The sequence below is a fragment of the Streptomyces sp. NPDC030838 genome, from assembly GCF_055572035.1.
In genome coordinates this window covers 305,597-327,641 of sequence record NZ_JBVIED010000003.1, presented here as the reverse complement: position 1 = coordinate 327,641, position 22,045 = coordinate 305,597, and the positions used below count along the sequence as shown (strand labels likewise).

General features: G+C 72.3%; 24 protein-coding genes and 1 pseudogene. 11 read left to right on the top strand and 14 right to left on the bottom strand.

All coding sequences use genetic code 11. The features are described 5' to 3' along the window. Window positions 1-57: 57 nt before the first annotated feature. Window positions 58-1,305, top strand: a pseudogene (locus ACZ42A_RS11985) (MFS transporter); the annotation flags it as partial. Here ACZ42A_RS11985 and ACZ42A_RS11980 read toward each other — a convergent pair. Beyond that, a complete protein-coding gene (locus ACZ42A_RS11980; protein WP_468527050.1) occupies window positions 1,267-2,421 on the bottom strand; it encodes a GlxA family transcriptional regulator in 1,155 nt (384 codons plus the stop codon). The pseudogene ACZ42A_RS11985 and the gene ACZ42A_RS11980 overlap by 39 nt on opposite strands. Before the next feature lie 71 nt (window positions 2,422-2,492). Between ACZ42A_RS11980 and ACZ42A_RS11975 the strand changes: the two genes are divergently transcribed. Beyond that, window positions 2,493-3,812 carry an MFS transporter gene (locus tag ACZ42A_RS11975; protein ID WP_468527049.1) on the top strand — a complete coding sequence of 440 codons (1,320 nt, stop codon included), beginning with the start codon at window positions 2,493-2,495 and terminating at the stop codon, window positions 3,810-3,812. Between the two features lie 28 nt (window positions 3,813-3,840). On the opposite strand, the gene ACZ42A_RS11970 is transcribed toward ACZ42A_RS11975, so the two are convergent. Together ACZ42A_RS11970 and ACZ42A_RS11965 are read right to left on the bottom strand one after the other, a co-directional pair. Next, window positions 3,841-5,100: an LPXTG cell wall anchor domain-containing protein gene (locus tag ACZ42A_RS11970; RefSeq protein ID WP_468527048.1), complete on the bottom strand. Its 1,260-nt coding sequence runs from the start codon at window positions 5,098-5,100 to the stop codon at window positions 3,841-3,843. Between the two features lie 96 nt (window positions 5,101-5,196). Continuing rightward, window positions 5,197-5,790: a flavin reductase family protein gene (locus tag ACZ42A_RS11965; RefSeq protein WP_468527047.1), complete on the bottom strand. Its 594-nt coding sequence runs from the start codon at window positions 5,788-5,790 to the stop codon at window positions 5,197-5,199. Between the two features lie 97 nt (window positions 5,791-5,887). Between ACZ42A_RS11965 and ACZ42A_RS11960 the strand changes: the two genes are divergently transcribed. Next, window positions 5,888-6,775: a hypothetical protein gene (locus ACZ42A_RS11960; protein WP_468527046.1), complete on the top strand. Its 888-nt coding sequence runs from the start codon at window positions 5,888-5,890 to the stop codon at window positions 6,773-6,775. 6 nt (window positions 6,776-6,781) lie between these two features. Here the strand turns inward: ACZ42A_RS11960 and ACZ42A_RS11955 are convergent, their stop codons facing one another. From ACZ42A_RS11955 to ACZ42A_RS11945, 3 genes are all read right to left on the bottom strand, one after another. Then, entirely contained in the window at window positions 6,782-7,576 is a 795-nt protein-coding gene (locus ACZ42A_RS11955; RefSeq protein WP_468527290.1) for an enoyl-CoA hydratase/isomerase family protein, read from the bottom strand. An 11-nt stretch (window positions 7,577-7,587) separates the two neighbouring features. Further along, window positions 7,588-9,816 carry an acetate--CoA ligase family protein gene (locus ACZ42A_RS11950; protein WP_468527045.1) on the bottom strand — a complete coding sequence of 743 codons (2,229 nt, stop codon included), beginning with the start codon at window positions 9,814-9,816 and terminating at the stop codon, window positions 7,588-7,590. Between the two features lie 119 nt (window positions 9,817-9,935). Continuing rightward, the gene (locus ACZ42A_RS11945; protein ID WP_468527044.1) at window positions 9,936-11,165 is read right to left on the bottom strand and encodes a flavin-containing monooxygenase; all 1,230 of its coding nucleotides are present in this window, start codon (window positions 11,163-11,165) and stop codon (window positions 9,936-9,938) included. A gap of 175 nt (window positions 11,166-11,340) precedes the next feature. On the opposite strand from ACZ42A_RS11945, the gene ACZ42A_RS11940 reads away from it, so the two are divergent. From ACZ42A_RS11940 to ACZ42A_RS11930, 3 genes are all read left to right on the top strand, one after another. Continuing rightward, window positions 11,341-11,793, top strand: coding sequence for a DoxX family protein (locus ACZ42A_RS11940; RefSeq protein WP_468527043.1), 453 nt, complete (start codon window positions 11,341-11,343; stop codon window positions 11,791-11,793). Beyond that, entirely contained in the window at window positions 11,790-12,212 is a 423-nt protein-coding gene (locus tag ACZ42A_RS11935) for a Zn-ribbon domain-containing OB-fold protein (protein ID WP_468527042.1), read from the top strand. Before ACZ42A_RS11940 ends, ACZ42A_RS11935 begins: the two co-directional genes overlap by 4 nt. A gap of 117 nt (window positions 12,213-12,329) precedes the next feature. Beyond that, window positions 12,330-12,623 (top strand): SCO0607 family lipoprotein, encoded by a 294-nt coding sequence (locus ACZ42A_RS11930; protein WP_468527041.1) that lies wholly within the window; start codon window positions 12,330-12,332, stop codon window positions 12,621-12,623. Between the two features lie 259 nt (window positions 12,624-12,882). Here ACZ42A_RS11930 and ACZ42A_RS11925 read toward each other — a convergent pair whose 3' ends face one another. The 3 genes from ACZ42A_RS11925 to ACZ42A_RS11915 are packed head-to-tail and all read right to left on the bottom strand — an operon-like array spanning window position 12,883 to window position 13,639. After that, window positions 12,883-13,227, bottom strand: a complete 345-nt coding sequence (locus ACZ42A_RS11925) for a DUF6415 family natural product biosynthesis protein (RefSeq protein WP_468527040.1) — start codon at window positions 13,225-13,227, stop codon at window positions 12,883-12,885. Continuing rightward, a complete protein-coding gene (locus ACZ42A_RS11920; RefSeq protein ID WP_468527039.1) occupies window positions 13,224-13,418 on the bottom strand; it encodes a hypothetical protein in 195 nt (64 codons plus the stop codon). Before ACZ42A_RS11920 ends, ACZ42A_RS11925 begins: the two co-directional genes overlap by 4 nt. After that, entirely contained in the window at window positions 13,415-13,639 is a 225-nt protein-coding gene (locus tag ACZ42A_RS11915) for a hypothetical protein (protein WP_468527038.1), read from the bottom strand. The genes ACZ42A_RS11920 and ACZ42A_RS11915 overlap by 4 nt, the downstream gene beginning before the upstream one ends. A gap of 753 nt (window positions 13,640-14,392) precedes the next feature. Between ACZ42A_RS11915 and ACZ42A_RS11910 the strand changes: the two genes are divergently transcribed. The 3 genes from ACZ42A_RS11910 to ACZ42A_RS11900 all read left to right on the top strand — a co-directional run bounded on the left by ACZ42A_RS11910 (window position 14,393) and on the right by ACZ42A_RS11900 (window position 17,170). Continuing rightward, the gene (locus ACZ42A_RS11910; protein ID WP_468527037.1) at window positions 14,393-15,727 is read left to right on the top strand and encodes a tetratricopeptide repeat protein; all 1,335 of its coding nucleotides are present in this window, start codon (window positions 14,393-14,395) and stop codon (window positions 15,725-15,727) included. A 165-nt stretch (window positions 15,728-15,892) separates the two neighbouring features. After that, window positions 15,893-16,447, top strand: coding sequence for a GNAT family N-acetyltransferase (locus ACZ42A_RS11905; protein WP_468527036.1), 555 nt, complete (start codon window positions 15,893-15,895; stop codon window positions 16,445-16,447). A 99-nt stretch (window positions 16,448-16,546) separates the two neighbouring features. After that, a complete protein-coding gene (locus ACZ42A_RS11900) occupies window positions 16,547-17,170 on the top strand; it encodes a 2'-5' RNA ligase family protein (RefSeq protein ID WP_468527035.1) in 624 nt (207 codons plus the stop codon). 107 nt (window positions 17,171-17,277) lie between these two features. On the opposite strand, the gene ACZ42A_RS11895 is transcribed toward ACZ42A_RS11900, so the two are convergent. Beyond that, window positions 17,278-17,919: an HAD family hydrolase gene (locus ACZ42A_RS11895; protein WP_468527034.1), complete on the bottom strand. Its 642-nt coding sequence runs from the start codon at window positions 17,917-17,919 to the stop codon at window positions 17,278-17,280. Window positions 17,920-18,067: 148 nt separating this feature from the next. Between ACZ42A_RS11895 and ACZ42A_RS11890 the strand changes: the two genes are divergently transcribed. After that, complete coding sequence (locus tag ACZ42A_RS11890; protein WP_468527033.1) at window positions 18,068-18,559, top strand: hypothetical protein; 492 nt, start codon at window positions 18,068-18,070, stop codon at window positions 18,557-18,559. Further along, the gene (locus ACZ42A_RS11885) at window positions 18,556-18,876 is read left to right on the top strand and encodes a transcriptional regulator (protein ID WP_468527032.1); all 321 of its coding nucleotides are present in this window, start codon (window positions 18,556-18,558) and stop codon (window positions 18,874-18,876) included. Before ACZ42A_RS11890 ends, ACZ42A_RS11885 begins: the two co-directional genes overlap by 4 nt. A gap of 138 nt (window positions 18,877-19,014) precedes the next feature. On the opposite strand, the gene ACZ42A_RS11880 is transcribed toward ACZ42A_RS11885, so the two are convergent. The 4 genes from ACZ42A_RS11880 to ACZ42A_RS11865 all read right to left on the bottom strand — a co-directional run bounded on the left by ACZ42A_RS11880 (window position 19,015) and on the right by ACZ42A_RS11865 (window position 21,987). After that, window positions 19,015-19,680 carry a pyridoxine/pyridoxamine 5'-phosphate oxidase gene (locus tag ACZ42A_RS11880; RefSeq protein ID WP_468527031.1) on the bottom strand — a complete coding sequence of 222 codons (666 nt, stop codon included), beginning with the start codon at window positions 19,678-19,680 and terminating at the stop codon, window positions 19,015-19,017. A gap of 10 nt (window positions 19,681-19,690) precedes the next feature. Next, window positions 19,691-20,116 carry a pyridoxamine 5'-phosphate oxidase family protein gene (locus tag ACZ42A_RS11875; protein ID WP_468527030.1) on the bottom strand — a complete coding sequence of 142 codons (426 nt, stop codon included), beginning with the start codon at window positions 20,114-20,116 and terminating at the stop codon, window positions 19,691-19,693. Window positions 20,117-20,224: 108 nt separating this feature from the next. Next, window positions 20,225-20,731, bottom strand: a complete 507-nt coding sequence (locus ACZ42A_RS11870; RefSeq protein ID WP_468527029.1) for a carboxymuconolactone decarboxylase family protein — start codon at window positions 20,729-20,731, stop codon at window positions 20,225-20,227. Window positions 20,732-20,820: 89 nt separating this feature from the next. Further along, entirely contained in the window at window positions 20,821-21,987 is a 1,167-nt protein-coding gene (locus tag ACZ42A_RS11865) for a thiolase C-terminal domain-containing protein (protein ID WP_468527028.1), read from the bottom strand. Window positions 21,988-22,045: the final 58 nt, after the last annotated feature.

The window sequence follows — 22,045 nt, the reverse complement described above, 5'->3', positions numbered from 1 at the left end:
CACAGGGGCGGGAAATCCGGTGGGGCTTTGTCGGTCCCGACCTCTAGCGTCAGCCGCATGACCTATCGCGACCTCGCCACCCGGCCCGTGCTGATCTGGTCCCTCGTCGCCGTGGGCGCCCGGATGCCGGTGGCCATGGCGCCGCTGGCCGTGGTGTTCCTCGTGCGGGAGCGGCCCGGCGGGTACTCGCTCGGGGCGCTGCTCGCGGCGGCGTACGTGCTCGGCGAGATCGTCGGGGCGCCCGTGCTCGGCATGCGGGTGCGCCCGGAGCGGGCCCGGCGGCAGATGGGGGCGGGGCTCGCCGTCGGGGCGGTCGGGTTCGCGGGGCTGGGGCTGATGCCGGGTGCGTCGGCGGTGGTGTTGGCGGGGTGTGCGTTCGTTGCCGGAGCCGCCCCCGCCGCGTCGGCTGGTGGGTTGCGGTCGTTGCTGACCGGTCGGCTGGTTCCCCGGGACGCCGTGGCGCAGGCGCTGTCCGTCGAGTCGATGCTGATGTCCGGGGTGTGGGCGGTCTCCCCGGCCCTGGTCACCGGGCTGGCGTTGGGGTGGGCGCCCCGGGTGCCGCTGCTGCTCGCGGCCGTGCTGGTGGTGGCCGCGGCGGGTGGGCTGTGGCTGCTGCCCGAGGGCTGGGAGGTGGAGGAGGCCGCCGCGCGGGGCCGGTCGATGCTGCGCCTGCTCGCCGGGGCCTGGCCGGTGTACGTCACCGGCGCGGCCAGTATCGCCCTGCTGGCACTCGCCGAACTCCTGCTGCCCGCCCTGCTGGAACACCGGGGGATCGGCGTCGGCTGGTCGGGGCCGCTGCTCAGCGGGTTCGCGCTCGGGTCGGCGGTGGGCGCGTTCCTGTACGGGGCGCGGTCCTGGCCGGGGCGGCTGCGCACCCGCAGCGTCGTGCTGATGTGCGGGGTCTCGGGGTGCGCGACGCTGGTCGCCCTCATACCGGGCACCGTCGGGATCGCGGTCGCGCTGACCTGCGCGGGCGTGCTCCAGGCGGGCGCGATCATCACCCGGAACCTGGCTCTCCAGGAGACCCTTCCGCCGAGTGCGCTGGCCGCGGGCTACTCCGTGATGTACGCGGCGGCCAGCGCCGGATACGCCGTGACGGGCTCGGCGGCGGGCGCCCTGCTCAAGGTGACGACCCCGGACACGGCGATCCTGGCCGGGGTCGGGCTGACGCTGGTGATGGTGGCGGTGGGCGCCTGGGGCGAGGGACGACTGGACCGCCGTAAGGCTTCCGAGGCCGACGGGGTGTCAGCCGCGGGCGGCGGGGTGTCAGCCGCGGGCGGTGGTATCGCGCGGGCGGCTGCCTCCGACGCGGCTGCCTTGGACGCGGCCGGCTCCGCCGCGGCCCCCGCCGCCTCCCCCGGCTCTGCCGCCCCCGACGTCCCCGCCCCCGGCCCGGAAGGTCCGGCGGTAGGTGGTGGGGGTGACGCCCAGCGCGGTCTGTAGGTGCTGGCGCATCGACTGGGCGGTGCCGAAGCCCGCGTCCCGGGCGACCTGGTCGACCGAGAGGTCGGTGGTCTCCAGCAGGTACCGGGCGCGCTCGACGCGCTGCTGGGTGAGCCACTGGCCGGGGCTGACGCCGGTCTCCTCGCGGAAGCGGCGGGTGAAGGTGCGGACCGACATGGCCTCCTGCTCGGCCATGTCCCGCAGCTGGATCGGCTCGTGCAGCCGGCCGAGTGCCCAGGCGCGCGCCGTGGTCGTGGTGGCCTGCTGCGGGTCGGGCACCGGGCGCTGGATGTACTGCGCCTGTCCGCCGTCGCGGTGCGGCGGAACGACCGTGCGCCGGGCCACCTCGTTGGCGACGGCCGTGCCGTGGTCGCGGCGCACGATGTGCAGGCACAGGTCGAGACCGGCGGCGACGCCGGCGGAGGTCAGCACGTCACCGTCGTCGATGAACAGGACGTCCGCGTCCACCCTGACCTTCGGGAACATCCGCTGGAGGCGTTCCGCGTCCGCCCAGTGGGTGGTCGCCGGGCGGCCGTCGAGGTAGCCGGCGGCGGCCAGGACGTACACGCCGGTGCAGATGGAGGCGAGCCGGGTGCCGGGCCGGACGCGGGCGAGGGCGGCGGCCAGCTCCTCGGTGAGCACGCCCTCTTCGTAGACCGGGCCGAGCTCGTACGACGCCGGGACGATCACCGTGTCGGCGGTGGCCAGGGCCTCCGGGCCGTGGGGGACCTGGATCGCGAAGTCGGCGTCCGTCTCGACCGGGCCCGGCGGGCGCACCGAGCAGGTGAGGACCTGGTAGAGGTGCCGCCCCCGCGCGTCCTTGGGGCGGCCGAAGATGCGGTGCGGGATGCCCAGCTCGAAGGGGAGCAGCCCGTCGAGGGCGAGGACGACGACGCGGTGCGGACGGAACTCGGGGTCGCCGCCCGGGACCTCGCTCGGCTCAGGGCGGCTCGGCTCGGGGCTCGGCTCACGGGTCATGGCCCGATCCTAACGAATGCTGTCCTTCGGGCCACTCGTTCACGATCGGTCGGCATCGGAAGCTCTAGTGCGTGACCCAGACAACCGATGCCACAGCCGCAGCGAACGCCCGGAAGGAACCGCGTCCCGCCCGCGGCCGCCGGATCCACCGCGCCTGGTTCGTCGCCGCCGTCACCTTCGTGACGATCACCGGCGCCGCCGCCTTCCGCTCGGTGCCGGGTCTGCTCATCGACCCGCTGCACCAGGAGTACGGCTGGTCGCGCGGCACCATCGGCGCGGCCGTCTCCGTCAACCTGGCCCTCTACGGCCTCACCGCACCGTTCGCGGCCGCTCTGATGGATCGTTTCGGCATCCGGCGGGTCGTCGCGGGCGCCCTGGTGCTGATCGCGCTCGGCTCCGGGCTCACCGTGTGGATGACGGCGGCCTGGCAGCTGCTGCTCTGCTGGGGCCTGCTGGTCGGCCTCGGCACCGGTTCGATGGCGCTGGCCTTCGCCGCGACCGTCACCAACCGCTGGTTCACCGAACGACGCGGTCTGGTGACCGGCATCCTCACCGCCGCGTCCGCCTCCGGACAGCTGGTCTTTCTGCCGCTGCTGTCCTGGATCCTCGTCGAGACCCACGAGTGGCGCCCGGCCGCCGTCACGGTCGCCCTCGCCGCCCTCGCGGTCGTCCCCTTCGTCTGGCTGCTGCTGCGCGACCACCCGGCCGACGTGGGCCTCAGGCCGTACGGCGCGAAGGAGTTCGTGCCCAAGCCCGCGCCGGTGCCGGGCGCCGCGCGCCGCGCGGTCACCGTTCTCTTCCAGGCGGCCCGCACCGGCCCGTTCTGGCTGCTGGCCGGCACCTTCGCGATCTGCGGGGCCTCGACCAACGGCCTGATCCAGACCCACTTCGTGCCCGCCGCCCACGACCACGGCATGCCGGTCACCGCCGCGGCGTCGCTGCTCGCCGTCATCGGCGTCTTCGACGTGGTCGGCACCATAGCCTCCGGCTGGTTCACCGACCGCTTCGACGCCCGCCGGCTGCTGGCGGTCTACTACGCCCTGCGCGGCGTCTCGCTGCTCTTCCTGCCGATGCTGCTGGCCCCGTCGGTGCACCCGCCGATGATCTTCTTCATCGTCTTCTACGGCCTCGACTGGGTCGCCACCGTCCCGCCCACCGTCGCGCTGTGCCGCGAGCACTACGGCGAGGACAGCGCGATCGTCTTCGGCTGGGTGCTGGCCTCGCACCAGGTCGGCGCCGCCCTGGTCGCCTTCCTCGGCGGGGTCGCCCGCGATGTCTTCGGGACGTACGACATGGTCTGGTACGCGTCCGGCGCGCTGTGCGCGGCGGCGGCGCTGATGTCGCTGGTGATCCGGCGCCGGCCGGCCGCCGCGTCCCTCACGGCGGCCTGAGCCGGGCCCTCACCGGGGCGCGCGGGCGTCAGGAGGACTCGGCGCCCGCCCGGCGGCGGCGTACGGCCAGCACCAGCAGTCCGCCGACCGCCGCGGCGGCTGCCGCGGCGCCCGCGAGCAGCGGGGTGCCGTCGGATCCGGTGGCGGCCAGGTTGCCGCCCGTGGAGCTGCCGGTGGTGCCGACGGTGGCCCCGGTGGTGGTGCTGCCGGTGGAGCCGCCCGCCGACGTCGAACCGGTCGAACCCGTCGTGCCGGTCGATCCGGCGGAGCCCGTCGCGCCCGACGTGCCCGTGCCGCCCGCGGCCTGGCCCTCCGGGTCGTTGCCGCCCGTGGCGCCGCCGGTGCCGCCGGTGCCGCCCGAGGCGCCGGAGTCGTCGCCGGTGACGTCGACGCGGAGGTGGGCGGTGTTGTTGCCGAGCTTCTTGTCGTACGTCGGCGTGATGTCGTAGATCGAGCTGGCCCGCACCTCGCCCTTGGTGTCCTTCGCGCCCTCCTTCACCTTCAGCGTGAAGGCCCAGGTGTGCGTCTCGCCGACGTCCAGGGTGGCGTCCTTCGGCCAGCACACGTACGCGGGCTTGCCCGGCTTCGACGGGCCGCTCGGGCCGTCGATGTGGAACGGCGAGCAGTCCGCGGGCACCTCGACGGCGACCGTGCCCGGCGGGATCTGCACCTTCAGCCCGGGCAGGTTGTCGCTCACCTGGTCCTGGACCCAGCCGGGGCCGTCGTTGCGCAGGGTGGCCTCCACAGTCACCGTGTCGCCGGGGGCGGCCTCGGCCCGGTCGCCGACCGCCACGACGTCGGCCGAGCTGTCGGCGGTCATCGCCAGGCGCTGGTAGGCCTGGTCGAACCCGCCGCTCGGGGCCTCGCCGGTGCGGGAGGTGCCGTATTCGACGGCCTCCATGAGCGCGTGCGGCAGCGCCTTGAACCGGACGGACGTGGTGTGGGTGGCGCCGGGCTGGATGACCGTGTCCAGCTCGCACAGCGCCGTCCGCACCCGCTGCTCGTCGGTCGTGTACGTGCAGCCCGCCACGGGCTCCGGGAAGTCCAGACCGCGCGTCAGCCGGACCTGGAAGACGACGCCGTCCACGGGGGCCGTGCCGTGGTTGGTGAGGGTGACGGTGTCCTCGTACACGTCACCGGGCTTGAAGGGCAGGCTCGACAGCGTCGAGACCGACAGGTCGGGCGCGGCGTCCTCCGCGTGGGCGGTGGGGGCGAGGACTGCGGGCACGGCGGCGGCGAGCGCGGCGGCGGTCGCGGCGGCCGCCGCGCGGCGGGTGTGCTGACGCACGAGGTCTCCTTGGTGGGGCAGGAAGGACATGACCGGACGGTTGGCCGACCGGTCATGTCCTGGACACCCGGGAGACTCCTGAGGTTGTACGGACGGCTAGCGGAACCGTCCTTGGTGGAACAGCAGCGGCTCCGCGTCCTCGTCACCCGTCCCCAGCGCGTCCACCCGGCCGACCACGATCAGATGGTCGCCGCCCGGGTGCACCGCGTGGATCGTGCAGTCGATCCACGCGAGCGCGCCCGCGAGCCGCGGGGAGCCGGACACCGGCGCCGCGTCGTGGGCCACGCCCGCGAACTTGTCCGCCCCGCGCACCGCGAAGGCGCGGCACAGCTCGGCCTGCCGGGCGGCCAGGACGTTGACGCAGAAGACGCCCGCGCGGGCGATGCGCGGCCAGGTCGTCGACGTACGGCCGACCATGAAGGCGACGAGCGGCGGATCGAGGGAGAGGGAGCAGAAGGACTGGCAGGCGAAGCCGGCGGGGGTGTCTTCGCCGGGGGTCACGGCGGGTGCCGTGACAACGGTCACGCCGGTCGCGAAGTTCCCGAGCACCCGGCGGAACTCGGCCTGGTCGACGGGCGCCCGCTCGTCCTGCCGTACGGCCCGTAACTCCGGGCGGGGGAGGGGCTCCACGGGGGGTGTGCCGGGGAGTGTGTCGACCGACCTGAGGTAGCGGACTGCGGCTGCCGCCATGCCTGCGTGTCCCATCACGCCTCCATTGAAGCTGACGGTTCGTCAGATGGAAAGGGTGCTGCGAGCAGCGGAAATGCGCGGGCGTACGCTCCGGCGTATGGGGTGGGGAGAGATACGGCGAGAGCTGGACGCCGCCGCCTCCGGGAGTGCGGCGCAGCTGCCCGTGGCGTTCCTGGTGTGGTGGATCGGCACGTTCACCGAGGACGACTACGGAGTCGGGTACGGAGGTGCCTTCGGGCTGGCTTGCCTGTGCCTCCTGGTGCCGCTGGTGCTGCCGTTCCTGGGCCTGATCCATTCGGTAGCCCATCTCGTGCCGGGCTGGCTGCTCGCCCAGCCCCTCGCCCGGCGCTTCCCCGACCGGCCGCGGTGGATCTGGCGGCTGCTGGGCACGACGGTCGTCGCGGCGCTGTGGGCGACGGTGTCCGCCCTCCTCCTGGACTGGCCGTTCGTCACGACGACGCTGGCCTACGCGGCCCTCGGGGTCTGGCCCTTGCTGTGGTGCGGCTTCGTCCGACGGCGGGCGGAGCACACCGGGCGGTCCCGGGGATGCCTGGGCCTGTGGCTCTCCTCGGCCCTGGTCTCCGTGGGGTTGTCCGCGCTGACATTGCTGGGCGGGACGCTGGCCACGGTCACCGGGCTGGTGCCCGAGTACGAGCCGCCGAGGCTGTCCGCCGGGCAGCTGACCGGTGTGTGGCGGGGCGAGGACGGGGCCGTACTGCGGCTGCTGCCCGGCGGACGGGCCGAGGCGACGGACGTGCCGGAGCGGGACCCCGACGGCTGGGACTTCGGCACGTGCCACGGCACCCACACCGGCACCTGGGCGGCCGGCCGGCAGGACGGCCGCGACGGCGTGTCCGTGAGCCTCGGTGGCAGGTGCGGCGAGGAGCTGTTCTGGTCGGCGAGCGGTACGGCGGACGCCCCGGAGCTGTTCGTGCGGACGGGCGACCCGGACTCCCCGGCCCTCCGCGTTCTCGAACGCGACTGACCTCCGTCACCGCCCCTGGAACTCAGCGCTCCGCCGCTCCCCGAACGCCGCCAGCCCCTCCCGGGCGTCCGCCGTGCCCATGTTGATCTCCTGCGCCGCCGCCTCCGCCGCGAAGGCCGTGGCGCGGTCGGCGTCGAGGGAGGCGTTGACGAGCTGCTTGGTCAGGGTGAGGGCGCGGGTGGGCCCGGCGGCGAGGCGCTCGGCCCACTCGCGGGCCGTCTTCTCCAGCTCCGCGTCCGGTACGACCCGGTTGACCAGGCCGAGGCGTTCGGCGTCCCGGGCGGAGACGGCGTCGCCGAAGAACATCAGCTCCTTGGCGCGCTGCGGGCCGAGGAGGCGGGGGAGGAGGTAGGCGCCGCCGCCGTCGGGGACGAGGCCGCGGCGGACGAACACCTCGATGAAGCGGGCCGACTCGGCGGCGAGCACGAGGTCGCAGGCGAGGGCGAGATGCGCGCCCAGACCGGCCGCGGTGCCGTTCACAGCGGCGACGACCGGCTTCTCGCAGTCGAGGACGGCCGCGATCAGCCGCTGCGCGCCGAGCCGCAGGGTGCGGGCCACGTCCCCGGCGATCCGCTCCCGGCCGGCCGCCCCCGACCCCCGCAGGTCCGCGCCCGCGCAGAAGCCGCGCCCGCTCCCGGTGAGCACGACCGCGCGGACGTCCGGGTCGGCGGAGGCCTCGCCGAGCAGCAGGATCAGCTCGTCGCGCTGGTCGGGCAGGAGGGCGTTGAGGGCGTCGGGCCGGTTGAGCGTGAGGTGGGTGACGTGCCGTTCGGTCGTGACACGGATCCACGGTTCGGGCATGGCCATGGAGCTCACCGGCACACCGCCAACGCGTCCAGCGCCACCGCGCCCTGTCCCCGGGGCAGCACCACCAGCGGGTTGACGTCGAGTTCCGCGAGGTCGTCGCCGAGTTCCAGGGCCATCCGCTGCACCCGCAGCACGACCTCGACGAGCGCGTCCAGGTCGGCCGGGGGCCGGCCGCGCACCCCGTCGAGCAGGGTCCGCCCGCGCAGTCCGGCGAGCGCGTCGCGGACCTGCTCCTCGCCGAACGGCGGCACGCAGACGGCCGTATCACGCAGCACCTCGACGAGCACCCCGCCGAGCCCGACCGTCACGGTCGGCCCGAAGAGGTCGTCGTGGGTGACGCCGGCGACCATCTCGACGCCGGGCTCGACCATCTGGCAGACCAGGACGCCGTCCAGCGGGACACCCTCGTAGCGGGCGATGTCGGTGAACTCCCGGTAGGTATCGCGGACCTGCGCGGCCGAGGTGAGCCCGATCCGCACCAGGCCCAGCTCGGTCTTGTGGGCGAGGTGTGCGCCGGACGCCTTCATCACCACGGGGTAGCCGACCAGGCCCGCCGCCCGTACGGCCGCCGCGGCACTGGTCACCAGCTGCTCGCGCGGTACGCGGATGCCGTACGCCCGCAGCAGCTGCTTCGCCGCGTGCTCGCTGAGCTGCTGCCCGGGGCGCAGGAGTTCGCGTGCCTTGCGGTAGGAGGGTGACGGGGTGCGCGGGGCGGTGTCGAAGGGGGAGCGGTAGTCGCGGACGAAGCGGTGGTGGTCGAGGTAGGCGCGGACGGCGGTCAGACAGTTGCCGACGGTGCGGAAGGTGGCCACGCGGGAGGAGCCGAGCAGGACGTCCCGGTAGGCGGGCTCGGTGCCGACCGGCGACCCCCACACCACGCAGACCAGCTTGTCCGTCCGCTCGGCCGCGTCCACCAGGTCGCGCACCAGCCGGTCGGACAGGGGCGGGAAGGGCCCGGTGATCGGGCAGATGAGCACGCCGACCGCAGGGTCGTCGAGGAGCGCATCGATGATCTTCCGCCCGCGGTGGTCGCCCACCGGATGGCCTCCGTTGTCCACGGGGTTGGCCACGCTGAGGTAGCCGGGGATCCACTGGTGCAGCTCGGCCTGCTTGGCCTCGGACAGCACCGGCAGCCGCAGTCCCGCCGCGGTCGCCAGGTCGGCGACGTGCGCGCCCGTGCCGCCGGAGATCGAGTAGACGACGACGCCGTCGGCGCGTGGGGGCCTGGCGCGGGCCAGCAGGGCGGCGGTGTCCTGGAGTTCGTCGAGCCCGTCGACGCGGATCACGCCGTACTGCCGCATCGCCGCGTCCACCACCGCATCCGCCCCGGTGAGCTTGCCGGTGTGGGAGGCGGCGGTGCGGGCGCCGGTGGCGGTACGGCCCACCTTGACCGCGACGACGGGCACCCGGTTACGGGCGGCCCGGTCGGCGGCGAGCAGAAAGGAGCGGCCGTCCTTCAGACCCTCGACGTACGCCGCGATGGCACCGACCTCGGGCCGCTCGGCGAAGTAGGAGAGGAAGTCGGCGGTCTCCAGATCGGCTTCGTTGCCGGTGGGGGCCCAGTGGGAGAGGCGGATGCCGAGTTCCTGGAGGGCGAAGACGGGGCGGCCCTGGTGCCCGGACTGGGTGATCAGCGCGATCGCCGGGCCGTCCAGGTCCTCGCGGAACTCCTCGAAGGCGTTGAGGTTGGTGTTGGGCCCGAGCAGCCGTATCCCCGAGCGGGCGACGGCGGCGGCCAGCCGTTCCTGGGCGGCGGCGCCCTCCGCGCCGGTCTCCGCGAACCCGGAGGCGAAGACGACCGCGAACCGCACCTTCGCCTCGGCCAGTTCCTCGATCACCGGAAGAGGGTCGGCGACCAGCAGGACGGCGAGATCGACCTGCTCGGGCAGGGCGGCGACGGAGGGGACGCAGGGGATGCCGTGGACGGACGGGCGGCGGGGATGCACGGGGTGCAGCCGCGCGCCGACCCGCTCGGCCCAGCGGATCAGCTGCCGGGTGACACCGGCGTTCGGCCGCCCCTCCGCGTCCGAGGCGCCGATCACCGCGACGGACTCGGGGCGGAAGAGCCGGTCCAGATCGGGGACGTCGGCGTGCAGCAGCCGGCCGCTGACGTCGAGGCCGGCCGGGTCGGTCGTACGGCCGTGGACGGCGGGGCCGGGACGCTGCTCGCCGCAGGCGATGACCCGGGCCCGGCGGGAGTCGGTGGTGAGGGTGCCGTGGGTTGATCCAAGCATCGGTCCGCCCCGCTCCTGTGTGACAGCTCGATAACTGACGCTCTGTCAGATTACTGAACTGACACCACGTCAGGAACCCCGTGGAACGGGACCGTCACCCCGGCGGCAGTGCCGGGCCGTCACCCAGGCAGGCGCGACACCCGCCCCCGGCACGTCCGGACCACCGCCTTCGCGATCTTCTCCGCGTCGATCGCCAGCTCCCGGAACATGCCGCTGATGGGATTGGTGAAGCCGGTGAAGAACAGGCCGGGCGCCTGGTGCGGGGTGCGGCCGCCGTGCACGACCGGGCGCCCGCGCTCGTCGAGTACCCCCAGGTGACCCACCAGGCCCTCCAGGGCACGGACGTATCCGGTCGCGGCGATCACCGCGTCCGGGCCGATGCGGTCGCCGTCGGCGAGGACGACCTTGCCGTCCTCGAAGGAGTCCACGGCGGCGACGATCTCGACCCGGCCCCGGCGGACCGCGTCGATCAGGCCGACGTCCTGCACCGGGACCGCGCCCTCGCGCACCCGGCTGTAGAGGCCGGTGTCGGGGCGGGGCAGGCCGTGCGCCGACAGGTCGGGCACGCTGATCCGCGCCAGCGGCCGGGCCAGTACGTCGACCAGGCGGACCGGGAGGCGGCGGACCAGGATGCCGTTGTACTGCGCGGCCCAGCCGGCCGTGGAGCGGCGGACGATGTGCGGGACGGTGCGCACGGCCAGCCGTACCCGCGCGGCCCCGCCCTCCGCCAGGTCGACGGCGATCTCGGCGCCGGTGTTGCCGATGCCGACGACGAGGACGTCGCGGCCGGCGTAGGGCGCGGGGTCGCGGTAGTCGGAGGCGTGCCGGAAGTCGCCGGTGTAGCCGTCGAGGCCGGGCCAGTCCGGGATGTGCGGGGTGTGGTTGTAGCCGGTGGCGACGACGACCGCGGCGCCGGTCAGCTGCCGGCCGCCGGTGGCGTGCAGCAGCCAGCCGTCACCGTCGGGGGAGCGGTCGATCCGGGAGACCTCGACGCCGGTGACGACGTCCAGCTGGTGGTGCTCGGCGTACTTCTCCAGGTACCGCACCACGTTGTCGCGGGAGACCCAGCGCCCGAAGCGGCGCGGCATCGGCAGCCCGGGGAGGCCGGACAGCCTGCGGGTGGTGTGCAGACGGAGCCGGTCGTAGTGGCGCCGCCAGGAGGAACCGACCCGGTCGGACTTCTCCAGCACCACGGCCCGTATGCCCTGCGCGCCCAGCGCGTACGCGGCGGCCAGACCGCCGGGGCCGCCGCCGATGACGTAGACCGGGCGGTGGTCGGGGGCGCTCTCGGGGGCGTCCCCGGGGCCGTGCTCGGGGTCGCTCTGGGTGGTGGGGGTGAGGTCGGGCATGTGGGGGAGCGTAATCACATGTCCGGTTGATGGGTCTCGGTCAAGACCGGAATTGGTTGCGGATCGATCACGGATGAGTGGGGATGGTGGATTTACGGCGGCCGAGGCGGGCGCGGCTTCACAGCCGGAGCACAGGCCTTCCCTGTCCGCACTATCTGACGTACCGTCAGTTTTCATGGACGCGATCTGGCTCACGGGCGCGGAATGGCTGGCCGTACTGCGGATCGGGCTCGGCCTGTGGTGGCTGGAGAGCTGGCGGCACAAGGACAAGAAGGCCTGGTTCGGGGAGGGCAGCGGGATCGCCTGGGCGGCGGACATCGCGGCGCGGCACCGCTGGACCGCCGTACGCTCCGGCTTCGACCTCGTCGTAGCCCCGCGACCGCGCGTGATGGCGTACGTGGTCGCCTACGCGGAACTCGCCCTCGGCCTCGGCCTGATCACCGGATTCCTCACCCCGATCGCCCTGGTCGGGGGCCTGCTCCTCAACGCGCTCTACTTCGTCCTCATGATCCACGACTGGGCGGAGCAGGGGCAGAACTCGATGATGGCGCTGATCTCGGTCGTGGCGCTGTTCGGGATGTCCTGGCAGACGTGGTCGCTGGACAGCGCGCTGGGGTGGTTCCTGTGAGCCGGGCGCCCGAGACGGCGGACGCCTTCGCACGCACCTACTGGGACGCTGCGGGGGAGGGCCGCCTGCTGCTGCGCCGGTGCGGGGAATGCGGCCGGGCGCACCACTACCCCCGTGAGTTCTGCCCGTACTGCTGGAGCGAGGACGTCGTCTGGGAGGCGGCCAGCGGCCGGGCCACGTTGTACACCTGGTCCGTGGTCCACCGCAACGACCTGCCGGCGTTCGCGGGACGGGCGCCGTACGTCGCTGCCGTGGTCGACTTGGCGGAGGGGCCGCGGATGGCGACGGAGGTGGTGGACGCGGGGGAGCTGCGGGCGGGCATGGAGCTGGAGGTGGCGTTCCGGGAGGGGGTGCCGGTGTTCCGGGACGTCCACCTGCACGCCCGGCTGGCGACGGACGTGGTGGAGATCGAGCCGTGACGGCGGCGGCGACGGGGCGCGGCGCGCGCAGGAGGATGAGTACGCGTACTCATCGACAACCCTTCGGGCCACCATGAGACTTGCGGCAACACATCAACACGAAAGGCCAGGGCGCCCATGCCGCCGCACCGCCGCACTTCGCTCCTGCTCCTCGCCCTCACCGGCGGAGTCACGGCACTTCTGCTGACCGGCTGCGTCGGGCAGGAGCGGGTCTGCCTGCCCGGCAAAGATCCGGTGCTCGCCGTAAACAACTCGGGCGGCGACTGCGTGCCTGAGGGCGAGGAACCTGCTCCCGGCTGGGCGCGTTACCCGCAGGGCAAGGAGCCCGTGTACGTAGACGACGAGTGGGACCGGTACTGGTCCGACAAAACCCTCGACGAGAACGGCCGGATCGTTCCGCAGCCGCGGTAATACGCGGGATGCGCTGCGGTCCTAGGCGGCCTGTGGAGACGAGGCCGGGCCGGCCGTCCCGTGGCTCTTCACGCCCAGGTGAGGCGTTGCCCGTCGGGGCCGATGCGCAGCCGCATACGGTCGGCCAGCGGGCACCCGTCCGCCTGCCACTGCGTCTGCGATTGCCGCGGTGATCGGCAGCCCGGCCACGTCTTCGAGCCACGCCCATTGGTCGTTGTCTCAGCCTGTCCAGGGTGGGCGGGAGACACGGCGCAAGCCCTTACGTCGGGGTGGGCGACCGCAGGCTTTCGTAGCGGTTGCACAGGGAGTTGAGGGCGTGGGCAAGCTCCCGGGTGTGAGCAGCCACCCCGTCCGGTCCGGGTTCCGGAGTGGCGCTCAGCCTGGTGCGTGCCAGCCAGATGGATGCCAGCGCGCTGTCGCGGGGCGGGTAGTACCTGGGCAGCTTTCGGGCGGCCGCCTCGACCTCGGGGATGAGCAGCTCGATGTGGCCGCGGAGTGCGCTGGTCAGAGTGTCCAGGTCATCGCCGGTCGTCCCGGATGCGCGGCGAATGGTCTCGCGCATCGTCGCGATGTCCACCGGCGGGGTGTCGTCTGCTGCGTTCACCGGATGCCTCCCGCCCTCAGGTGGCAGGCGCAGCCACACCGGTGCACGAGCAGGATGCCGGTGGAGTGGGGCAGCGGAATGTCCCTGGTCCGGCGGCATTTGCTGTGCATGTCCGGGTAGTCCGGCCGTTGCCCCAGGGTGCATTCCGCCGACAGCGTGGCGGGCGGGGCGGAGTGAGTGCTGAGGGTCATGGCAGCTCACCTCGCGACCGGGCGTTGGCCATCGCCACACCCGCGCTGAGCGCCTCCTCGGCCGTGACCGGCCGCAGGTTCTCCGGCTGCGCGTCCCACTCGGTGCCGCCGCCGACCAGCCGCAGCTGCACGTAGAGGCCGACGAAGCCCATCACCTTGCCGATCTTCTTGGCCCTGGTGTCCTCGACCAGGTCTCCGAGGCCCGGCTTGTGGGTCACCACCAGCACTCACCCCCCGAAGGGCCCGCGTGGGCGCTCGCGTAGATGTCCGCCCCCAGCTGCGCCACGTAGGGGCGGACCAGGACGCCTGTGCACTCCCACGGCGCCTGTGTGGACCGGGCGTGCCGCTTCCGGCGGTGACTGCGGGCGGCGACGACTCGCGCGCCCCAGACATTCGGCGACGGTTGGCGAGACAGGGCGGGGCCCACCAGGCGGGGCGTGGTGGTGCGGCGGTGCCGACCCGGCACCCGGGGGCCGAACAGGACGGCTCTCACCCATCCGAGTGCCTGTGATAGGAAAGCCAATGTCGATGCTCCTCAGTAGCGTTGGCCATGCCCCGGGGCCGTTCGCGCGACCGCCGGGGTCTATCGCTTTCGTGCAGCAGGCGCAGCGGCCGGTGTACTCCCCGGACTAGTCCTGGTCTGTCTCGAACGACGCTGCGCGTCACTGGTCGTCCCTGCTGCGCCGGTTGACCTCCCGGAGCTTGTCTCGCAAGGTCGGACCCTTGTCGCCGTCGCGGGACTGTCCGCCGGTGTCATCGGGGCAAACGGCCGCTGCGTGCAAGAACTTGGGTAAGGCCGGGTGCTTGACTCGGGCACGCCCGCCCTTTCCGCTCCGTCCGTCGTCACTCGCCATCGATCAACCTCCGGTGTCGCTGCATGCACTACGCAACCGGATGGACACGGAGAGCGGTACCTTGTGGGCGGGGTCGGAACTTGAAAGCCCTGAAAGTCCATGACGCACCCGGGAGTTGCCATGGCCAAGAGTTCGAACGTCGCTCTGGGTCGACTTCTCGGTGAGACCGGCTGGAGTCAACGTCAGTTCGCCATGGCCGTGAACCGCTTGGGTGCGGAGAACGGCACCTCCTTGAAGTACGACGAGTCCGCCGTGAGCCACTGGCTTGGCGGCACCATGCCCGTGAGGAAGGTTCGGCCGCTCATCCTGGAGGCGCTGGCCCGCAAGCTCGGCCGCCCGATCACGCACGCGGAGGCCGGCCTTCCTCCGTCACCCGACCAACCGCACACCTATGCGTCTACCGTGGAAGGGCTGATCGAGCTGGGGAGGCAAGACATGGACCCGTCCCGTCGTGGCGTCCTTGGCGTGGCCCTGTTCTCCGTCGCGCTGACCATTCCCGACTGGCCGGACGTGGTGGGCCGTATGGAGTCTGTCCAGACCGGCCGCTCTCGCCGGATCGGATGGGCCGAGGTGGACGCCGTGGCCGCCATGACGGAGAAGGTGTCAGAGCTGGACGACATGTTCGGCGGGCGTCATGCCAGGCCCATGGCCGCAGCGTTTCTGGTCAACACGGTGGCTCCCCACCTGCGGGCCGACGCTCCCGAGGACGTGCGCAGGGGCATGCTGGCCGCCGCGTCGGATCTCCTGTACCTCACCGGGTACATGGCCGTGGACGAAGGGCTTCACGGCCTGGCCCAGCGGTACTACGTCAAGGCCCTGGAGCTGGCCGGGGCCGCGGATGACCACCTGACCTACTGCACGACCCTGCGCGGAATGAGCCTCCAGGCCGTGGACTTGGGACACAACGCCCAAGCGCTCCGGCTCGCGAATGCCGCCGCAGCAGCGTCCCCGAACGCCGGGCCCCGCATGCGCGCGTTCCTGGCCGGTCAGCAGGCGCACGCCTACGCGGCCACCGGGGACCGTCACAACGCACTTCGGTTCATCCGGGAGGCGGAGACGGCCATGGACAAGGCAGAGTCCCAGGCGAAGGCGTTCGGGAGCTATGACCCGTCGTCGCTGGCCTACCACGTGGCTCAGGTCCAGTACGGCCTGGGGGACCGGGCCGGGTCCGTGAAGAACCTTGAGCTGTCGTCCAAGCTCCGCCACGGCGTGTATCGCCGGACCCGCGTTCGCTATGACTCCCTCCTGGCGGAACGGCAACTGGAGCTGGGGCACTTGGAGGCCGCTTGTGCGACCTGGGGCCGCGTACTCGATGACTATCCGTTGGTCCAGTCGGGCCGGGCGGATGAGCGTGTCCGCGCCATGAGGTCACTCATCCGGCCTCACCTACGCAACCGTTACGCCAAGGACCTGTACGAGCGCGCCCGGAGCCTGAGTGTGCCAACGGCCACGTGACGCCGGCATTGGCGGCCTACCGCTGACGCTCGGGGCGAGGCCGTGTCGTTCCGGTCAGTCCTTCACGATCTCTGTGAGCTGGGTGCGACCTTCGTGAAGAGACCGCCCTCTACGCCCCGAGCAAGCCCGCGCTCCTACGCTGAGCCCGCCAGGAGAGTCCGCCGCATGCATCCGGTCCACCGCCTCAGCCAGCGCCTGGAGCTCCGCGAGCTCGAAGCCGCCGACGCCGACGCCGTGTTCGCCATCTACGGCAGCGAGACGGCCACCGAGCACCTGTCGTTCGAACCGCGCACGCTCGACGAGGTCCAGCAGTTCGTGATGCGGTCCATTGCGGCGTCGAAAGCCGACCCGCGAACGGAGTACGCGCTCGCCATCGTCGAACGCCGTACCGGGCACCTCATTGGCTCCGGCCGCCTGGCCCTGGACCCGCACCAGCCCGGCGGAGCCACGATGGGCTTCGCACTGCGCCCCGCTTCCTGGGGCTCTGGCTACGGACTCGAAACCGTACGACTGCTGCTCGGGTTCGGCTTCGAAGAGCTCGGCTTGCACCGCGTCTGGGGCGCCCGATCCCCCGCCAACGAGGCCTCCGCCAAGACGATGGCACGCGCCGGGATGGTCGAAGAGGGCCGGATCCGCGAACATGTTCGCAAGGCCGGCGCCTGGCGGGACTCCATCGTCCACGCGATCCTTGACCATGAGTGGACCGCTCAGAGCGCCTAACCCGTCGTCCGAGGGAAGACCGGTGGCCGCCACCGCAGCCGCGAGCTGCCGCATCTGGCCCTCTGGCCGGGGACAGTGCGCCTTGATTGGATCCGGGCCATGAAGCCAGAACCGGAGTCCATGCGGAATCACTGGTGGTGGCGGCCCGGCTGGAGCGTCGGCCGCCGCTTCTACACGGGGCATCTCACGTTTGAGGGCCAGGCGGACGTACACCGGCTCGCCAACGAGTACCGAGCCGCCCTCGCCCCCCTCCGAGACCTCCTCACGCCCATCCCCGACCGCTGGTTGCATCTGACCATGCAGGGCATCGGGTTCGTCGGCGAGGCCAAGGAACCGGACGGCCAGGCCATCGTCGAGGCCGCCGGCGAGCGGCTGGCGGCCGTGCCGTCCTTCGACAGCCAGATCGGGCCCGTGGTTCTCGACCCGGAGGCCGTACTGCTCCCCGTCCGCCCCGACGGACCGGTCCGCCAGGTCCGCGACGCGATCCGCGTATCGATCGGCGAGGTTCTCGGCGAGGTACCAGAGAAGGCCGAGGGTTTCACCCCGCACGTGTCCGTGGCCTACAGCGCCGCGGACGGCCCGGCCGCCCCGATCGCGGAAGTTCTCGGCGGCCTGGATCCGGAACCCGCCCGGGCGCGCATCTCCAGCGCCGAACTGATCGTGATCCATCGGGACAACCAGATGTACGAGTGGGAGCCGTTCGCCACGGTGGCGCTCGGCTGACCCGAGGGCGTACCCCGGCCCTGCCGCCAGGTGGGGCCTCCGCCTTTCCAGGGCAGCCGAAGAGAACATCGAGACCAGCCACCGCCGGTGGGGCCGCGTCGTTCCGGTCAGCCCCTCACGATCTCCGAGAGCTGGGCGAGGCTGTCGAGCCGCCAGTCCGCCGCGGCCACAACCTGTGGGTCGTCTGCCCAGAAGTGCCCCCATGGTCCGCGACGAAGGTGCGCCACCCGCAGCCCCGCCGCCTTCGCCGGGAAGACGTCGTTGGCCGGGTGGTCACCGACGTAGAGCGTCGCGTTCGGGGCCGCCTGTGCCACCTCCAGCACCCGCCGGAAGAACTCCGGTTGCGGTTTCGCGACACCCCACTCTCCCGAGGTCACGATGAGATCCGCCGGCAGATCGAGGTCGCGGAGCAGTTCCGCCGCGCGGGATGTCTGGTTGCCCGCGATGATGACGCGCACACCGGCCTTCCGAAGCGCGGACAGGGCCGGGCGGACGTCGTCGTAGAGGTCGCTCTCGTCCAGGTGCTTGCCGCGGCCGGCGGATTCGCGGGCGTGGTACTCGGCGGCGACGTCGATGCCCGGACGTACGAGACGGAGGGCTTCGGCGTTGTCGTCACCCTGGGCGACGACGGCGCCGACGAGGGCGGAGAGGGTGTGGCGGGGTACGTCCAGCCAGTCGGCCCACGAAGCCCAGTAGCGGTCGTCCCGGGTGATCGTCTCGCCGATGTCCAACACGATGGTCTCAATCACCCTGGGAGCCTATGGCGCGGCAGCAGGGGCCAGGTCGTGTCTCTCCGATCACGAGCGGAGACCTGAACCCAAGCGGGCGAGCTGGCCACTTGCCGTACTGGAAACTTGCCACTTTCCGAACTGGAAACTGGCCGCTACTCTTTCCGTCATGGAAACTAACGGGGTACGACTGACGCCAGAGCAGGCCCGTTCCGCGCTGGCCGACACCGAGCGCATCCGGGCCTCCGCCGCAGCGCTGTCGGCCACACCGTGGCCGAACTGGTTCTTCATCACGCTGACGCTCTACGCTGCCGCGCTCCCGATCACCTACGGAGGAGCCATGGCTGACGCGGACTGGCTACTGCCGGGCCCCGCCTGGATGGGCATCATGCTGGCGATGACCGCGGTGTACGGGGCGCTCTTCGCCGTCGCGGCCAAGGCCTGGCGCAACAAGACCGGGGTCGCGCTGCGGTTCGACGTGCTGCCGAAGCGGGCGACCGTGCCGCTCGCTGTCGGCCTGCCCGTGCTGCTGGTGGGGTCGGCGTTCGCGTTCCGCGTCACCGGACGGCCAGTGTGGCTGATCGCGGCCTCGCTGATCAGTGCCGCCGTGTCCGTCGGCTTCCACCTTGCCTTCGTCCGCCTGCACCGGAAGACCACGTGAGCGCCGAAACCCACGACCATCTGGAGGGCTTCGACACCACCATCCACGCCCCGAACCGGCTGCGCATCTGCGCCCTCCTGGACACCGCGGGCGAGGCGGAGTTCGGCCTGGTCCAGAAGCAACTCGACCTCTCCGCCTCCGTGCTGAGCAAGCACGTCACCGTGCTGATGGACGCCGGCTACGTCGGGCAGCGCAAGGCCGTGCGCGACTCACGGCAGCGCGTGTGGCTCCACCTGACCCGGCGAGGCCGGGATGCCTACCAGGGGCACCTTGCGGCGCTGCGGGCGATCGTCGGGTCGTCGGATCCGGCTCTCTGATCACGATCGGAGCGAGATGAGCGTCGTGCTCCGCTGTGTCCGCGTCGACCGACCGGACAGAAGCAGCCGGTAACGCGGCCCGGACGAGTGGCCCAATGCCGGCACAACGGCCCTCTCGTCACCCGGGCGGCACTCACCTCACGGCCACAACAAACTCCGCACCCACCGCTCCCCCTCCCGCCGGTACACCAGCCGCACGTGCCGGCGCCGCTCGTCCCCCTGGAAGAACTCCACCTCCACCGGTCGCAGGTGGTAGAGGGTCCAGGTCGGCACCGGGGCTTCGGGGTCGCTTCGGGCCCGTTCCCAGGCCGCCTCCGAGGCCAGTCGCAGCTCCTCCAGCGAACCGAGGACCTCGCTCTGCCGACCGGTCAGGGCTGCCGCCAGCGCGCCCGTGGAGCGGGCGTGCAGGTCGGCCTGGCTCTCGGCGGAGGGGGCGGCGGTGACGGGGCCGCGCAGCCGCACCTGGCGGCCCCGCACGGGCCAGTAGAAGCCGAGGGCCGCGTACGGCCGGGCGGTGAGCTGGCCGCCCTTCCGGCTGGTGACGTGCGTCGCGAAGGACCAGCCGTCGGCGTCGGCGCCGTGCAGCATCACGATCCGTACGTCCGGCAGACCCTGCTCGTCCGTCGTCGCGAGGGACATGGTGTGCGGTTCCGGCTGCCCCGCCGCCACGGCCTCGGCGAACCACTCCGTGAAGAGGGCGAGCGGCTCGGCGGGCGCGGTGGCCGGGTCGAAGGGCGGCAGCGCGGTCACCTCCGGGTCCCACACCCGTAGCGACCTCAGCAGCTCATGAAGATCCGTTCCCATGCCCCGATTGTCAGATGGTTCCCAGGTCGGAGGAGACCCAACGCTCGGGACGCATCCGTACGACCACCTGCTCGCCGTGGTTCTTCCAGGCGAAGTCGACGTAGTCGTCCACCTTCTCGGCGGGCAGGTAGCGCGCGGAGATCTCCCGAAGCCGCTCGATGGTGGCCGGGGTCGTCTCGATGACCGGCCCCTCGACCGACACGTACCGGGTCGTCGGCTCCACCCGGTCCACCATCAGCGTGAACCGGCCGGCCGCGCTGATCAGCTCGTACTTACGCGACTCCAGCCCCGTCATGATCCACACGGTCCCGTCGGACTCGACCTGGTACCAGACCGGCACGGTGAGCGGCGCGCGCCCCGCGCCCGCGTCCACCGACAGCGCGGCGACATGCGGCTCCGCCAGGAACTGTGCACGCTCTTCACGGTTCAGGGCCATCACGGTCTCCTCGTCCTCATCGACTCTGCGGCGTCCGGTGCGGCATCCCAGCACAACGCCGATGGAGGGGGAGGTGTTCCCCAGTGTTCCCCCTCACGTCCTCACGCCTCACGCGTCACGGGGCTGGTCCCACTGCACGTCCGCGAGGGAGTCGACCGGCTGGGGCTTGCCGATCAGGGCCAGGGCGGCGAAGAAGTTGATCTGACCGATCGCGATGGCGAGGGTGGCCAGGGCCTTCTCGTCGTAGTGCCTCGCCGCCTCGGCGTAGATCTCGTCGGTGACACGCTCCCGGCCGTGCGGGGCGGGCTGGAGCGTGGCCTCCACCAGGGCGAGGGCGGCGCGCTCGGCGTCGGTGAAGTACGGCGCGTCCTGCCAGGAGGAGACGGCGGTGATGCGCTCCTCGGACTCGCCGGCCTTGCGCAGGAAGCTGGTGTTCAGGATCGTCAGGTAGGTGTTGTGGACGATCTGCCCGGCGCGCAGGTGGACGAGGTTGATCGTGGTGCGCGGCACCGACTGGTTGCCCGTGGCCCGGAAGAGGGCGGCGCTGATGTCCTTCATCTCGGGCACGTACCTGGTCGGGTCGGACATCCGGGAGATCGGGGTGGTGTTCGTCATCGCTGCGCTCCTCGGTATCGGTCAGTTGCTGCGTTCACTGCACTGACGGATGCGCGCGCCGAGTCGTGACAGCAGTCGGGAGATTTCTTTCAGTCCCGCCCCAGCACCACCGTCCCCGACGAGCAGAACCAGCCGCCCGTCCCCGACGCCACCCCCAGCCGGGGCGGCCCGCCGTCCCGGGTTCGCACCTGCCGTGCCCCCGCCTCGCCCCTCAGCTGCCGTACCGCCTCCACCAGCAGGAACAGCCCCCGCATTCCGGGGTGCTGGGCGGACAGCCCGCCGCCGTCGGTGTTCACCGGCAGCCCGCCGCCCCCGACCGTCAGCCGGCCCTTCTCCACGAACGCCCCGCCCTCGCCCTTCCCGCAGAAGCCCAGGTCCTCCAGCGTCACCAGGGTCATGTAGGTGAAGGCGTCGTACAGCTCCGCGAAGTCGATCTCCTGCGGCCGCACCCCCGCCCGCTCGAACGCCAGCCGTCCGCTCACCGCCGCCGGCGACACCGTGAAGTCCGGCCAGGACGACAGTGCGGAGTGGGAGACGTGCTCGCCGGTGCCGAGCACCCACACCGGGGCCGTACGGCAGTCCCGTACGTACTCCTCCGCGGCCAGCAGCACCGCCGCCCCGCCGTCGGAGCGCAGGCAGCAGTGCAGTTTGGTGAACGGGTCCGCGATCATCGGGCCCGACAGGACCTCGTCGACCGTGACCGGGTCGCGGAACATCGCCTCCGGGTTCAGCGCCGCGTTCGCCCGCGCCTGGACGGCGACCTCCGCCAACTGCTCGATGGTCGTGCCGTGTTCGATCATGTGGCGGCGCGCGGCCATCGCGTACTTGGCGATCAGGGTGTGGCCGTACGGCGCCTCGAACTGCGCCGGGCCGCGCCCGCCGAAGTCGTACGTGCCGGTACGGCGGCCCGCCCTCACATCCGCGCGGGCCGTCGAGCCGTACGCCAGCAGGACCGCCTTCGCGTGGCCCGCGGTGATCGCGTCGGCGGCGTGCGCGGCCATGACCTCCCAGGTGGCGCCGCCGACGGAGGTGGAGTCCACCCAGGTGGGGCGCAGGCCCAGGTGGTCGGCGACCTCGATCGGGGCCAGTGTGCCGGTGCCGGCCGAGGCGAAGCCGTCCACCAGCGACCGGTCCAGGCCCGCGTCGGCCAGCGCCCGGCGGGCCGCCTGGGCGTGCAGGGCGTAGGCGGTGGCGTCCTCGACACGACCGCAGTCGGACAGGGCCACGCCGACCACGGCGACTTTTCGGGTACCCATAGATCTGACGGTACATCAGAAACTGCCTCTATTATGACGGTCCGTCAGATATCAAAAA